The following is a 13,402-nucleotide window of genomic DNA, read 5'->3' as shown; positions in this document are numbered from 1 at the left end:
ATTTAATTACGGTTTAAATGACTGGTATTGGTTTTTAAATTTCAGATAATTTTCTTCATCAATACTGAATTCTCCATACCAAACATACTCGAAAATATAAGAAAGATCGTAAAATCCGTCCTTTAAATGGGGAGCTTTTAGTTCTGCCACATAATCTTTATTGGTTTTTTCGGGATTCCAGATGATGAGCTTTTTATCGCTTAATTTTTTAAGGACAAATAAAAACTGATAACGAACCGCAGATCGATAATCACCTGATTTTTCAAACTTTAAAATACTCTCAGGAAAATTGATCTCATGAATATTCTCATGCAATTCTTCGTCTCTGATGTCCACTTTTTTATTCCTCTTTCCAAAGAAGCTTCCGTCTTTCCCGATTAAAAATTTAATGATAAAATAAATAAGAAAACCGACAAGAAGAATAACAAACAATCGGATCAAAACTCCAACAAAGCCTACGGATTTCGTAAAAACAGTTTCTCCAAAAAGACTTTCCAAAATTTGACCGATTTTCCTCATCAGCTTTTCCCAGAAAGACATTCTCGGTTTTACTGTTGTATAATCGAACTCTTTTCCTTTGTATCTTGAATTGATATTTTCTTTAAATTTTTTCGGATAGAGCTTGTTTTCCGTCACCGGATTTTTATACAAAACAGAATCTGCACGGTACATATTTTTGTAATGTCCCGTGTCCGCAGAATCTACATACACTTCCTCGATCGACTGTGGCGGATCGTTTTCTGTCTGAGCGTAGGCAAATTCAACAGAGAAAAAAATCAGTAAAAGGAGAAGAATTTTATTCATTAATACCGATGGTTTCTATTTCTGCCAGTTCCATTTTCTGATGAAGATCGGTACGGCTGTCGTAATACATTAATCCTGAATTGATATATAAAACATTCATCAATATCATGGAAACTATCGCCGATACTATAGAAACTATAAAGAAAATTATTCCCATAGTTCCTGTAAAAGGATTTTGTTCGAAATCTGCATTTGGAGTCGTTGTAAATAATGATCCATAAAAAAACAGTTTTGGAACAAGAGAAAACATCAGACTGATTACATAATAAATGATACCTAGAATAATTGATGCTCCCCAATATTTCCAATATGGTGAACTTTCTCTCCCATTCGGGTAAGAAAATTGAGATCTTATCGAATAACTTAAACTTTCGAAGAAACCACGTTTACTATCAAAATAATCATAAGTAAGAAATGTCACAACATTAAACAGTGTAGGGATAACAAATAAAATTAATACAAAACCAATTAAAACAAGCATTAATGCACTAGAAATACCTATTAAAAATACTGATCCCGGTATAATAAGAAATATAATTCCCAAGTACAATTTGAAAATTTTTCCTGCATTGGTTTTGAAATCACTGATGATTTCATCTGTTTTTATATGCAGACTTCCCTTAGAAACTCTTTTTATATAAAATACAGGAAACAGAAAATTTATAGTTGCCAAAGCCGAATAAAGTAGAAATATTAATATTCCTATAACAATAAACAGCCCCAGATTATCTTCTAAAGATTGTTCAAAATAGCCTACATTTCCATTTAGATTTGAGCTGGAAAACTTTCCAAAAAAATCACGGAAACCAATAAATCCGATAACTCCAAGTAAAATCAATAAAAGCCCATTAATTAAAATATAGCTTTTAAAATAATTTTTTCCATAAAGTTTAAAAAAAGCAAAGCTATCACTGATAAAAGATCCAAAATCTCTCTTTTTATAAAATTGCATCATTGATCTGGTTATTAATTTTTTTGTTGACAATGGAAGGATACACAAAATAATAAAATCCGATGATAATAAGTGACCCGAAAATGATGATTAAATTCAGAAACAACGGCATTTTCAGCGCGTGTCTCGTCACATATCCTTCGATGATTCCTGCACAGATCGTAAATGGAACTGTGCTTAAAAATATTTTAAATGAATCTTTAAATCCGTTTTTAAAAGAATTAAATCTCGAAAAAGTTCTTGGAAATAAGATCGATGCTCCCAAAATTAATCCGCACATTGCTTCTACAACCATGGCAAAAATTTCGAAAACTCCGTGAAGCCAGATTCCTCTTGCGCTGTCTTTCAACGCTCCGTAATCGTAGAAAAAATACTGGAAAGAGCCCAACATCACACTGTTCGAAAGAAGCGCGTACAAAGTTCCGACGCCTCCTGTAATTCCATAGATATACAATCTTACGCCGACTTTGATGTTATTGAAAATAATTCCGATGGTGCTTCCCCAAGTTGAACCGCTTTGATACACTCCGACTGCATTTCCGGCTTTGATATTTTCAATGGTTTGATTGACGTAATCTTCACCCAATATAATATTCGCAAAATCTTTATCGTAAATTGCAGAAAGCAATCCGATTAAAGTAAACAAGGTAAAAAACAGAAAAGCATATCCCAAATATCTTCGGTACTGATAAACCAGCAAAGGAACTTCAGTTTTAAAGAAATACAAAAACCTGTTTTCTTCTACTCTTTTGGTTTTATAAATTTTTTGAAAAATCTGAGAAGACAAATGATTCAGGTAAACCGTTGTATTACTTTTTGGGTAGTAAGTCTGGGCAAAAGACAGGTCATTGATCAGGTTAATATACAACGAGGACAGGTCATCAGGATTTTTTTTAATTTTCCCTTGAATAACCTGTTCGATTCCCAACCATTTTTCTTTATTTTGTTTAATGAAATAAACCTCTCTCATAATTGTAAGGCTAAAATAATAAAAATTATGTCTCAAATTGCGATTAATACTTCACAAAATGTAAATATTAATTTCAACATTGCCAGTGTTGGAGATCGGATGATTGCGTTTATTCTTGATCTTCTGATAAAAGTGGCTTATGTGATTGCTATTCTGTATACTTTTTTCAGTCTTCTGGATCTGGGATATTTGCTGAATGGTCTCGATCAATGGTCTGTTGTAGCGGTTTATACCCTTCTTCTTTTTCCTACGGCAATTTACCCGATTGTCTTGGAAAGCCTGATGGAAGGGCAAACTCCCGGTAAAAAGGTAATGAAAATCCGTGTGGTAAAAATCGACGGTTATCAGGCGGGATTCGGAGACTATCTGATTCGCTGGGTTTTCAGAATTATTGACACCTTATTTTTGGGCGTTGTCGGTTTAATTTCTATGATTATATCTAAAAATAATCAACGTTTGGGTGATATCGCTTCCGGAACAGCCGTGATTTCGCTAAAGAATAATATTAATATTTCTCATACAATTTTAGAAAATATAAAAGAGGACTATATTCCGACGTTTCCGCAGGTTATCGCTTTGAGTGACAACGACATGAGAATCATTAAAGATAATTACCTGAAAGCCATGAGAGTAGACGACAGACAGATTATTTCTAAACTTTCGGATAAAATTAAAGGCATTCTTAAACTTGAAATCGATCCTACAAAAATGACGGAAAGACAGTTTATCGGAGTTGTGATTAAAGATTATAATTATTACACAGGGAAAGACAGTTAGATTATTTAAGTTTTGGCTAAAGCCAAATCGTCTCTCATTCTTTCTATCAAACGGGCTTCCTTCGACGAGCTCAGGATGACATGCCGTTCCTATTGATGCAAATTTCCTTTTATAATTGGATTTGTGCTATTTGTGAAAAACACTAGTGAAATTTATTTTTAAATAAATCCACCTTAAAAATTTTCTTGATTTACATCAAAGCATTCGCGGTGCAGTTTTTGTATTTTTATTCTTAATTAAAACTTAGATTATGAAATTTGAAAATAATAAATCAGGAAACGGAGGATTTCTTACTTTGAATAATGAAATCAAAGAAATCGGACGATTAACCTATACCATTTTTCCGGAAGACAATAAATTTATCATTTCCTTTGTGTTGGTTCATCCCGAATTTGAAGGACGGGGAATGGGAAAATATTTGGTCGAAGAAGCCATCAAATTTGCAAGAGAAAACAACTGGAAAGTCTATCCACACTGTTCTTATGCAAGATCTGTGATGACGAGAATGAGTGATGTAGACGATGTTTTTTTAAAGAACTAAAACTTCATTCACCAAAATATCTTCAATATTATCGGGGTAGTTGACTTTAAGATGATGATCGGAAGCTACCCAATTTTGTATTTCTTCCAGTTTTAAAACCTTAGAATTCGGAATTCCCATTTTGTCTAAAGCACATGCGTTGCATTCCTGCTCATATTGATTGTGAATCGGGATTACGAATAATTTTTTATCCATAAAAAGTGCTTCTGCAGGACTTTCAAAACCGGCGTTACAAAGAATTCCGTCGCAGTTTTCAAAAGATTTTAAATATTGAATTTCATCGATCGGAAAAACCTCAACATTGCCATCTTTAAACTGAAGTTTAGAATATTTAGAAAAAATTTTCCATTCAACAGGAATTTGTTTTAAAACTTTAATAATATTTTCGTCTGAAAAACTTGGAAGATACACGAGATAGAAACCTTTTTTATCAGGATTAAGATTTCTGATTTTCCTTCTGATAACAGGCTTTTTGATTTGTGGATGATAATTTTCAAAATGAAAACCAATATGTCTTTCACTCGGAACATAATATTTAAGAATCATTTCTCCCAAAAAATCTTTCTTCTCAGGTTTCGGCGTTTCCTTAAACAACATGGAAGCTTGATGACTTAATTCGATCATCGGATACTTTTTAAACTTACAAGCCCAACCCGTCAAAGGTTCATAATCGTTAATGATTAAATCGTATTGTGAAAGTTCAATTTCCCTGATCGCTTTGAATGCTTTGAGAAAACTATTATCTGTAAACGTTTTTTTATAGGATAAACCGCCTGTTTTATCGTAAAGAAGAGAAACACCTTTGTGCTGGAAATTAACGTCAAAATCAGCTTTTAATTGCGATTGATGTCCGCTGATCAAAGTATCAACCGAAGCGTGTTTTTTTAGAATAGGAACAATTTCCTGCGCTCTTGCGACGTGTCCGTTTCCGGTTCCCTGAAATGCATATAAAATTTTCATTGTGTGAAATTGGTTACTATTTTTAAAAGTTCGGCACTGTCGATATCCTGAATTTCATCTGTTACATCGTCTTTCAATGAATCTTTATGTTCATCATAATAAAAAATTTTCCATTCTTTATCGTTGTATTCCAAAGCGGAAAGATTTTCTATCCAGTCTCCGGAATTCAGATAAGTACAAGATCCTTTTTTGTTGACAACTTCCCGAATCTGCGGTTGATGAATATGTCCGCAAATGACGTAGTCGTAATGATTGTCGATTGCCAATTCTGAAGCCGTCAATTCAAAATCACCGATATACTTTACTGCTTTTTTTACGTTGTTTTTAATCTTTTTTGAAAACGAATATTTTTCTCTGCCCATTTTCTCTAAGAACCAATTTACAACATTATTGATTACGATTAATAAATCGTAGCCTTTGCCACCCAATTTGGCGATCCATTTGGAATGCTGAACGGAAGCATCGAAAACATCTCCGTGAAAGATCCATGTTTTTTTGTCGTCGATGTCTAGGAAAACTTTATTGCAGACTTTTAATTTACCCAATTCAAAATCGGTAAACTTTCGGAACATCTCGTCGTGATTTCCGGTGATGTAGAACACATCGGTATTTTTTGTAGCAAATGAAAGGATCTTTTTGATCACCTTCAAATGAGGTTTAGGGAAGTAAGACTTTTTGAATTGCCAGATATCAATGATATCACCGTTTAAAACTAAAGTTTTCGGCTGAATAGAATTAAGATATCTCAGTAATTCTTTAGCCTTACATCCATAAGTTCCCAAATGAACATCCGATATGACAACTAATTCAACGTTTCTTTTCATAGTTTTATGCAAAGAAAGTACTTGAAAGTTAACTGTATATGAATGTTATATTATTTTTTACAGCGAGTTCATCAGCTCTTCTGTGATTTCCATGTTGTGGTAAACGTTTTGTACGTCGTCGTCGTCTTCAAAACGATCAAGCATTTTCATATTCGCTTTGAACTGTTCTTCGTTTACTTCTTTCGTATTGTTTGGAATTCTTTCCAATTCTGCGCTTTTTACTTCAATTTTAAGCTCATCTAATTTGTGAGACAAAGAACCGAAATCTTCAAAAGCCGTTGTAATCATTACTTCTTCTTCATCTTTTTCTACGTCTTCTGCTCCACCGTCGATCATTTCCATTTCGAATTCGTCCCAATCCATTTTAATTTGAGCTAAATCGATCGTGAAAATTCCTTTTCTGTCGAAGATAAATGCTAATTCACCGTTTTTACCCAAGTTTCCATCGAACTTATTGAAAATAGCTCTTACGTTGGCAACAGTTCTTGTTGGGTTATTTGTAGTACATTCCACGAAAAATGCAACACCACCTTGTCCGTATCCTTCATAAGTGATCTCTTCGTAGTTTTCTGCATCTGCCCCACCTGCTTTTTTAATTGCTCTTTCAACATTATCTTTCGGCATGTTTGCTCCTTTCGCATTTTGGATACATCTTCTCAAAGCCGGATTCGCTTCGGGATCTGTTCCTCCTGCTTTTACTGCAAGTGCAATATCTTTACCTATTTTAGAGAAAGTTTTGGCCATTTTATCCCAACGTGCCATTTTAGAAGCCTTTCTATATTCAAATGCTCTTCCCATTTTTATTTTAAATTTTCAACAAAATTAACTAAAAGTCAACAAAAAAAAAAATACCCCCAGAGAACTGGAGGTATTTATATTTAGAAAAATTTAATTATTTTTTCTTTTTAGCTGTAGCTTTTTTCTTTTTAGCAACAACTTTTTTCTTAGCAACAGCTTTTTTAACAACTGGAGCGTCAGTGTAGTCTTTCTTAGCGATAGCATTCCACTCGTCAGCACTTTCGATAGCTTTTACAACTACTTTTCTGTCAACTTGTCTTTCAGCATCAGTTGCTTTTTCAGAAACTGTAGCTTTAGCTTCACCAACACCGATAGATTTAAGAGCATTAGCATCTACACCTCTAGCATCTAAAGCAGCAACTACAGAAGCAGCTCTTTCTCTAGATAATTTCAAGTTGTAAGCTTCAGCACCTTTTGCATCAGTTTGACCTTCTAATAGGAAGTTACCTCCATCTTTCTTAATGATATTAGCAGCTCTATCTAAAGCAGAAGAAGACTCAGCTTTGATTGTAGATTTATTGAAATCGAAGTAAACATTCTTAACTTCATTCTCTACATCAATAGCAGTTTGTTTTTTAGGCTTAGGACATCCGTTGTATTCAGGAAGACCTGGTACAGTAGGACAAGCATCATCTTTATCTAAGATACCATCATTGTCTGTATCTGGCCAAGGACAACCGTTGTTTTCAGCAGGACCTGCAACTGTAGGACAAGCATCATCTTTGTCGATTATACCGTCACCGTCAGTATCTGGCCAAGGGCATCCGTTGTTTTCAACCGGACCAGCAACATCTGGACATTGATCGTCTTTATCTGGAACTCCATCACCGTCAGTATCAGGACATCCTTGGAATTCTGGTAAACCTGGTGTATCAGGACATAAATCGTCTTTATCTAAGATACCATCCTTATCTCTGTCTCTGTTTCCGAATCTAAAGTTCAATGAAGCAGAAGCTTGCCAGAAGTTAGCAACTGTAGATTTATCACCTGGAGTTGATACGTAATCTCCTTGCACCCCTAAACCGAAGTTTTTAGTTACCCAGAAATTAACACCAGCACCTGTAGCAACAGTAAAGAAGTTAGACTTACCGTTTTCGTTACCATCACTTCCGTTTGTTGTATACTCACCATTAGCATCAGTTCTTGGGAAAGTAAGAGATGAGTAATCATGTCTTAGGTAGTTAGCCCCAACTCTTAAATATGGGTCAAACCAAGATTCTTCATTCCATAAAAGACCTGCAGCTTTAGCTTGGAAACCAAGACCAGTCATCAACATGAATTCTTTACCCATGTTAAATCTCTTGTTCTCAACATTTCCAACAGTAGTCTGCCAGTCAATAACCAAACCTTTACCGATGTTTCTAGCAACAGTAAGTTTAGATAATGGAGGAGTAATAGAGAAGTTGTTCATATTGAACATTGTCTTCGTCAAATTTTTAGCAGCAAAAGTATTACTGAAACTATCTCTCTGTGCCAAGTGGTTCTCCGCGTGAGCACCAACTCCGATTAACCACGGATTGTTGGTAGTCTGAGCGAACACAGTAGAAGCAACAGTAAGTGCCAATGCTGAAATTCCTAATTTTAGATTTTTCATAGAATTAAATGATTAAATAATTGATAATGCAAAATAAATATAATTTTTCTTTATAAACAAAGTTTTTCCGATGATTTTTAACTTTTCTTTAATATTCTATCGAGGTTTCGTTTATTTTCTCTATCTTTTATGCTCTCCCTTTTATCGAAGAGTTTTTTCCCTCTACCAAGGGCAATCAAGACCTTTGCTTTTCCCTTGTCATTGATATATAATTTTAAAGGTACAACAGTATTACCAGCATCCTTTAATTTTTTTTCAAGTTTTTGCAATTCTTTTTTGTGCAAGAGCAATTTCCGTTCCCTTTTTGTCTTGTGATTGTAAAAAGTACCCAGTTTGTACTCATCAATCATCATATTAATAATGTATAATTCCCCATCAATAAACTGACAGAACGATTCTGTAATAGAAGCCTTAGAAGAGCGCAAAGATTTTATTTCCGTACCCGTTAAAACCATCCCGGCTTCATATTCTTCCATGATTTCGTACTCGAATCTGGCTCTTCTGTTAAATATATTGACTGTTTTTTCAATCTTCATTTTAAGTTCGTATATATAAATGATGTCTGAATTTAATAAAGTTGCACTTAATGCTACATCAAGCTGTCCATAGAAGACTTTAGCATTTCATTAAATTTCCTTTATGAAATATATAAAAAATACCCCACATTAAAAAGTTGAATATTACATTATTACGAAATACCCAAATTCTTTTCGTAATTTTGCGCCAAATTTACAAAACTATATGTTAACAGTATCTAACTTATCTTTACAATTCGGGAAAAGAGTTCTTTTTGACGAGGTAAACATTATGTTTGCCAAAGGAAACTGCTACGGGATCATCGGAGCAAATGGTGCAGGAAAGTCTACATTCCTTAAAATACTAACTGGCAAGCAAGATCCGACAACAGGGCATGTATCTTTAGAACCTGGGAAAAGAATGTCAGTTCTTGAGCAGGATCACTTTGCTTACGACCAATATACGGTACTTGAAGCTGTTTTAAGAGGTAACAAAAGATTATTCGAGATAAAAGAGGAAATGGATGCGCTTTATGCGAAAGAAGATTTCTCTGACGAAGACGGAATTAAAGCAGGAGAACTAGGTGTAATCTATGACGAAATGGGTGGATGGAACTCTGAATCTGATGCACAAACAATGCTTTCAAACGTAAGAGTGAAAGATGATATGCACTATCAGTTGATGGGCGAACTTGAAAACAAGGACAAAGTAAAAGTTCTTTTGGCTCAGGCGCTTTTCGGAAATCCTGATGTATTGATCTTGGATGAACCTACGAATGACCTTGACATTGATACAATTTCTTGGTTAGAAGATTTCCTTGCTGATTACGAAAATACGGTAATCGTTGTATCTCACGACCGTCACTTCTTGGATACGGTTTGTACGCACATCGGAGATTTAGATTATGCTAAACTTAACCTTTATACAGGTAACTACTCTTTCTGGTACCAAGCTTCTCAGTTAGCGACAAGACAAAGATCTCAGGCTAATAAAAAAGCGGAGGAAAAGAAGAAAGAACTTCAGGATTTCATCGCGAGATTTAGTTCAAACGTTGCAAAAGCTAAGCAGGCAACGGCGAGAAAGAAAATGATCGACAAATTAAACATCGATGATATTAAACCATCTTCAAGAAGATATCCTGCGATTATTTTCGAAATGGAAAGAGAAGTCGGAGATCAGATTTTAGATGTAAAAGGTCTTGAAAAAACTAAAGACGGAGAATTATTGTTCTCAAACATCGATCTAAACCTTAAAAAAGGAGATAAAGTTGCTGTATTGTCTAAAAACTCTTTAGCAATTACAGAATTTTTTGAAATTTTGGCAGGAAACATTCAGGCAGACAAAGGAGTTGTTGCTTGGGGAGTTACGACGAACCAATCTCAAATGCCTTTAGACAATACTAAATTCTTCCAGGAAGATATCAGTTTGGTTGATTGGTTGAGACAATTTACTAAAAATGACGAAGAACGTCACGAAGAATTCATGAGAGGATTCTTAGGAAGAATGCTATTCTCAGGAGACGAAGCTCTGAAATCTTGTACAGTACTTTCAGGAGGTGAAAAAATGAGATGTATGTTCAGCAGAATGATGCTTCAGAAAGCAAACGTTCTTCTCTTAGACGAACCTACAAACCACTTAGACCTTGAAAGTATCACGACTTTGAACAACTCATTATCAAACTTCAAAGGAAATCTTTTATTGTCTTCTCATGACCACGAAATGCTTTCAACTGTCTGTAACAGAATCATCGAATTGACTCCAAACGGAATCATCGACAGAGAAATGACTTACGACGAATATCTTTCTGACAAAAAGATCAAAGAATTAAGAGAAAAAATGTATTCTTAATCATTAAGACCACATTAAAATTCATAAAAAAATTCCTCAAATCAACTTTGAGGAATTTTTTATTTTTACTATTTAGCTTAAAACTATTTTGTCAATTTTGTTTTAGGTAAAGTTACCGTTCCGGGATCTTTCCATAAACCGTCTTTTTCAGCACGTTTTTTCACCGCTTCTGCCCTTTTGTTACTGTCCGGATGCGAATTAAACATTTTCTGAAACCCTGATTGAGCAGTTCCTCCTTCAGACAATAAAGCTAACTTTTTAAATGCCGTGTAAGCTCCTACAACATTATATTTATTTGCTTTCATGAAGTCATAAGAATACGTATCCGCTTCAGATTCTTGCTTCTTACTGTGAGAAGCATCAAGAAAAGCATTTGCCATTTTACCTACCTGACTGTCATTTAACGTAGCAACGGTGCTTGAAGCAGAAGAAGCAGCATCCAATGCAGCAGCTTTTAAATAAGCCGATTTAATAGCATCTTTTGTATCCTGATTTTTTACGTGACCGATTTCGTGACCAATTACAGCCAGCAATTCATCATCCGTCATAATATCCATCAGAGACGAAAAAACACGTACACTTCCATCGGCGCATGCAAAAGCATTGATATCCGTAACTTTGTAAACTTTGTAATTAAGGGTTAATCCGTCCTGAGATTTGTGCTTTCCAAAAAGCTTATTCAGTCTTACCGTGTAAGGATCTTTCGGACCTGCAACGGCATTATTTTTATCCATATAATCTACAGATTCTTTGGATAATTTTACAGCATCTTCGTTGGTAAAAGTAAGTGCTTTAGAACCTTTAGAAGCTACATCAGTAATTTTTCCTAAGCTGATTTTCTGTGCATCAACAAAATGTGCTGCTCCGATTAACATCAGGCAAACAGTAATTTTTTTCATAATATATTTTAATATTTCGCATGGTGAAGATATGCATTTTCACCAATATTAATTCATAAAAATAATTCTATAAATCCACTACAATGGAAATAGTTTTTTTACTTTAATACGAGTTTTATTAAGAACAATTTCCCTAAGATCTTAAATCCAACTTGCTCATTTTTAAAATAGGCTTTTAGAACTTTTTTACCTATTTTTGTGAAATGAGTCAAAAATGGATTTACAAACCCGAACCCGATGAGGAAATTGTAGACGGATTAAGTTCGTCACTTGGTTTTGGAACTTTTGAATCTAAGCTCCTCGTTCTTAGAGGGATTGACAATTATCAAAAGGCCCGAGAATTTTTCAAGCCAAACCTTACCGACATTCATAATCCATTTTTAATGGCAGATATGCAAAAAGCTGTAGAGCGAATTGCCAATGCAATTGAAAACGGAGAAAAAATACTTGTTTACGGAGATTACGATGTAGACGGAAACTACTGCCGTAGCTTTGATGTATCTGTACCTTAGCAAAATTGTTCAGAAAAAATATCTGGATTTTTATATCCCCGACAGAAATTCTGAAGGATACGGAATTTCAACAGAAGGAATTGATTTTGCGAAGCAAAACGGCTTTTCGCTAATCATTGCTTTAGACTGCGGAATCAAAGCGCTGGACATGATTAATTATGCCCAGACTTTAGACATCGATTTTATCATTTGCGACCACCATTTACCAGGCGATGAAATTCCGAATGCTGTTGCCGTTCTGGATCCAAAAAGAAGTGACTGCAGATATCCATTCAAAGAACTTTCTGGATGCGGAGTGGGCTTTAAGCTTTGTCAAGGTTTAAATACCATCTACAAGCTTCCGGAAGCGGAATTATTTGAATTAACAGATCTCCTTGCCATTTCCATCGCTGCCGATATTGTTTCAATGACGGGCGAAAACAGGGTTTTGGCTAAAATGGGATTAAAAATATTACGAAAAACGAGAAATTTAGGTTTAAGATTATTAATTCCTGATGACAAGCTTTCTCATTTCGAAATTTCAAATATTGTTTTTGAAATTGCCCCTAAAATCAATGCTGCAGGAAGAATTTCTCAGGGAAAAGCAGCTGTTGAATTGATGGTTTCTGATAACCTGAAACATGCTCATCAAATTGTAAGCGACATCATGAGCCTGAACGATGAGAGGCGTGAACTGGATATGAATTCTACCATGTCTGCATTGAATCAAATCATTGAATCTCAGCAACAAGCAAAATTATCAACCATCGTCTATCATCCTGATTGGAACAAAGGAGTCATCGGGATTGTAGCTTCAAGATTAATTGAAACGTATTACAAACCGACACTCGTTTTCACCGACGGAAACAATGGAGAAATGGTAGCTTCAGCGAGATCTGTATCAGATTTTGACGTTCATGAAGCGTTGGATATGTGCTCGGAATATTTCTTAAAATTCGGAGGGCATCATGCTGCTGCAGGACTATCGATGGAGAAAGATAAATTTGAGGCTTTTAAAGAAAAATTCGAGAGAGTAGTTTCCGAAAAAATTAAAGATCACCAAAAAGATCCTACCGTAAGCATAGATTCTGAAATTAATATTGAAGAAATCAACAGGGAATTTATAAATTTCCACAGAAAATTAGCTCCATTCGGACCTCACAATATGAAACCTATTTTGGCGCTGACCAACCAAAAACTTTCGGGATACATTAAAACGATGGGGAAAGATAATAATCACCTTAAGTTTTACGTAAAACAGGAATCTACAGGCAGAAATATTGAATGTGTCGGCTTTAAATTAGGTCAGTTTGCGGATGATTTCAGAACTAAGAATTTCGATCTTGCCTTCACTTTAGAAGAAAATCACTGGAAAGGAAATGTTACGCATTATCTTAATATTAAAGATGTGAAATTCAGGGATTAAAT

12 protein-coding genes and 1 pseudogene are annotated in these 13,402 nt (G+C 34.8%); 4 read left to right on the top strand and 9 right to left on the bottom strand.

What is annotated here, in order from left to right; translation table 11 throughout:
• Positions 1-6: 6 nt before the first annotated feature.
• From J3D55_RS04435 to J3D55_RS04425, 3 genes are read right to left on the bottom strand one after another with little or no spacing between them, the layout of a single operon-like run.
• On the bottom strand, positions 7-804 hold the full coding sequence (locus J3D55_RS04435; RefSeq protein ID WP_259128439.1) for a DUF4129 domain-containing protein: 798 nt from the start codon (positions 802-804) through the stop codon (positions 7-9).
• Complete coding sequence (locus J3D55_RS04430) at positions 797-1,759, bottom strand: DUF4013 domain-containing protein (RefSeq protein ID WP_259128436.1); 963 nt, start codon at positions 1,757-1,759, stop codon at positions 797-799. Before J3D55_RS04430 ends, J3D55_RS04435 begins: the two co-directional genes overlap by 8 nt.
• Positions 1,743-2,726: a stage II sporulation protein M gene (locus J3D55_RS04425; protein WP_259128432.1), complete on the bottom strand. Its 984-nt coding sequence runs from the start codon at positions 2,724-2,726 to the stop codon at positions 1,743-1,745. Before J3D55_RS04425 ends, J3D55_RS04430 begins: the two co-directional genes overlap by 17 nt.
• 27 nt (positions 2,727-2,753) lie before the next feature.
• On the opposite strand from J3D55_RS04425, the gene J3D55_RS04420 reads away from it, so the two are divergent.
• Together J3D55_RS04420 and J3D55_RS04415 are read left to right on the top strand one after the other, a co-directional pair.
• Positions 2,754-3,503 (top strand): RDD family protein, encoded by a 750-nt coding sequence (locus J3D55_RS04420; RefSeq protein ID WP_259128431.1) that lies wholly within the window; start codon positions 2,754-2,756, stop codon positions 3,501-3,503.
• Positions 3,504-3,753: 250 nt separating this feature from the next.
• On the top strand, positions 3,754-4,044 hold the full coding sequence (locus tag J3D55_RS04415; protein ID WP_259128430.1) for a GNAT family N-acetyltransferase: 291 nt from the start codon (positions 3,754-3,756) through the stop codon (positions 4,042-4,044).
• On the opposite strand, the gene J3D55_RS04410 is transcribed toward J3D55_RS04415, so the two are convergent.
• From J3D55_RS04410 to smpB, 5 genes are all read right to left on the bottom strand, one after another.
• On the bottom strand, positions 4,033-5,004 hold the full coding sequence (locus J3D55_RS04410; RefSeq protein ID WP_259128429.1) for a glycosyltransferase family protein: 972 nt from the start codon (positions 5,002-5,004) through the stop codon (positions 4,033-4,035). The genes J3D55_RS04415 and J3D55_RS04410 overlap by 12 nt on opposite strands.
• Entirely contained in the window at positions 5,001-5,828 is an 828-nt protein-coding gene (locus tag J3D55_RS04405) for a UDP-2,3-diacylglucosamine diphosphatase (protein ID WP_259128427.1), read from the bottom strand. The genes J3D55_RS04410 and J3D55_RS04405 overlap by 4 nt, the downstream gene beginning before the upstream one ends.
• A 57-nt stretch (positions 5,829-5,885) precedes the next feature.
• The gene (locus J3D55_RS04400; protein WP_259128415.1) at positions 5,886-6,626 is read right to left on the bottom strand and encodes a YebC/PmpR family DNA-binding transcriptional regulator; all 741 of its coding nucleotides are present in this window, start codon (positions 6,624-6,626) and stop codon (positions 5,886-5,888) included.
• Positions 6,627-6,720: 94 nt separating this feature from the next.
• Entirely contained in the window at positions 6,721-8,220 is a 1,500-nt protein-coding gene (locus J3D55_RS04395) for an OmpA family protein (protein ID WP_259128413.1), read from the bottom strand.
• A 77-nt stretch (positions 8,221-8,297) separates the two neighbouring features.
• Positions 8,298-8,756, bottom strand: coding sequence for an SsrA-binding protein SmpB (gene smpB, locus J3D55_RS04390; RefSeq protein ID WP_259128411.1), 459 nt, complete (start codon positions 8,754-8,756; stop codon positions 8,298-8,300).
• Between the two features lie 205 nt (positions 8,757-8,961).
• Between smpB and J3D55_RS04385 the strand changes: the two genes are divergently transcribed.
• Positions 8,962-10,584 (top strand): ABC-F family ATP-binding cassette domain-containing protein, encoded by a 1,623-nt coding sequence (locus tag J3D55_RS04385; protein ID WP_259128380.1) that lies wholly within the window; start codon positions 8,962-8,964, stop codon positions 10,582-10,584.
• 83 nt (positions 10,585-10,667) lie between these two features.
• Here J3D55_RS04385 and J3D55_RS04380 read toward each other — a convergent pair whose 3' ends face one another.
• On the bottom strand, positions 10,668-11,483 hold the full coding sequence (locus tag J3D55_RS04380) for a M48 family metalloprotease (RefSeq protein WP_259128378.1): 816 nt from the start codon (positions 11,481-11,483) through the stop codon (positions 10,668-10,670).
• 203 nt (positions 11,484-11,686) lie between these two features.
• On the opposite strand from J3D55_RS04380, the pseudogene recJ reads away from it, so the two are divergent.
• Positions 11,687-13,400, top strand: a pseudogene (gene recJ, locus J3D55_RS04375) (single-stranded-DNA-specific exonuclease RecJ).
• The last annotated feature ends 2 nt before the right edge of the window (positions 13,401-13,402 follow it).

It is taken from the genome of Chryseobacterium ginsenosidimutans (assembly GCF_024807225.1).
GTDB classification, from domain to species: domain Bacteria; phylum Bacteroidota; class Bacteroidia; order Flavobacteriales; family Weeksellaceae; genus Chryseobacterium; species Chryseobacterium ginsenosidimutans.
This window is presented reverse-complemented; position numbering and strand designations above follow the sequence as displayed.

What these genes read in the sequence shown, in the direction of transcription:
- J3D55_RS04425 (WP_259128432.1), bottom strand. Translation starts at nt 2,726, where the DNA reads ATGAGAGAGGTTTATTTCATTAAACAAAATAAAGAAAAATGGTTGGGA.
- J3D55_RS04385 (WP_259128380.1), top strand. Translation starts at nt 8,962, where the DNA reads ATGTTAACAGTATCTAACTTATCTTTACAATTCGGGAAAAGAGTTCTT.
- J3D55_RS04435 (WP_259128439.1), bottom strand. Translation starts at nt 804, where the DNA reads ATGAATAAAATTCTTCTCCTTTTACTGATTTTTTTCTCTGTTGAATTT.
- J3D55_RS04380 (WP_259128378.1), bottom strand. Translation starts at nt 11,483, where the DNA reads ATGAAAAAAATTACTGTTTGCCTGATGTTAATCGGAGCAGCACATTTT.
- J3D55_RS04405 (WP_259128427.1), bottom strand. Translation starts at nt 5,828, where the DNA reads ATGAAAAGAAACGTTGAATTAGTTGTCATATCGGATGTTCATTTGGGA.
- smpB (WP_259128411.1), bottom strand. Translation starts at nt 8,756, where the DNA reads ATGAAGATTGAAAAAACAGTCAATATATTTAACAGAAGAGCCAGATTC.
- J3D55_RS04410 (WP_259128429.1), bottom strand. Translation starts at nt 5,004, where the DNA reads ATGAAAATTTTATATGCATTTCAGGGAACCGGAAACGGACACGTCGCA.
- J3D55_RS04415 (WP_259128430.1), top strand. Translation starts at nt 3,754, where the DNA reads ATGAAATTTGAAAATAATAAATCAGGAAACGGAGGATTTCTTACTTTG.
- J3D55_RS04430 (WP_259128436.1), bottom strand. Translation starts at nt 1,759, where the DNA reads ATGATGCAATTTTATAAAAAGAGAGATTTTGGATCTTTTATCAGTGAT.
- J3D55_RS04420 (WP_259128431.1), top strand. Translation starts at nt 2,754, where the DNA reads ATGTCTCAAATTGCGATTAATACTTCACAAAATGTAAATATTAATTTC.
- J3D55_RS04400 (WP_259128415.1), bottom strand. Translation starts at nt 6,626, where the DNA reads ATGGGAAGAGCATTTGAATATAGAAAGGCTTCTAAAATGGCACGTTGG.
- J3D55_RS04395 (WP_259128413.1), bottom strand. Translation starts at nt 8,220, where the DNA reads ATGAAAAATCTAAAATTAGGAATTTCAGCATTGGCACTTACTGTTGCT.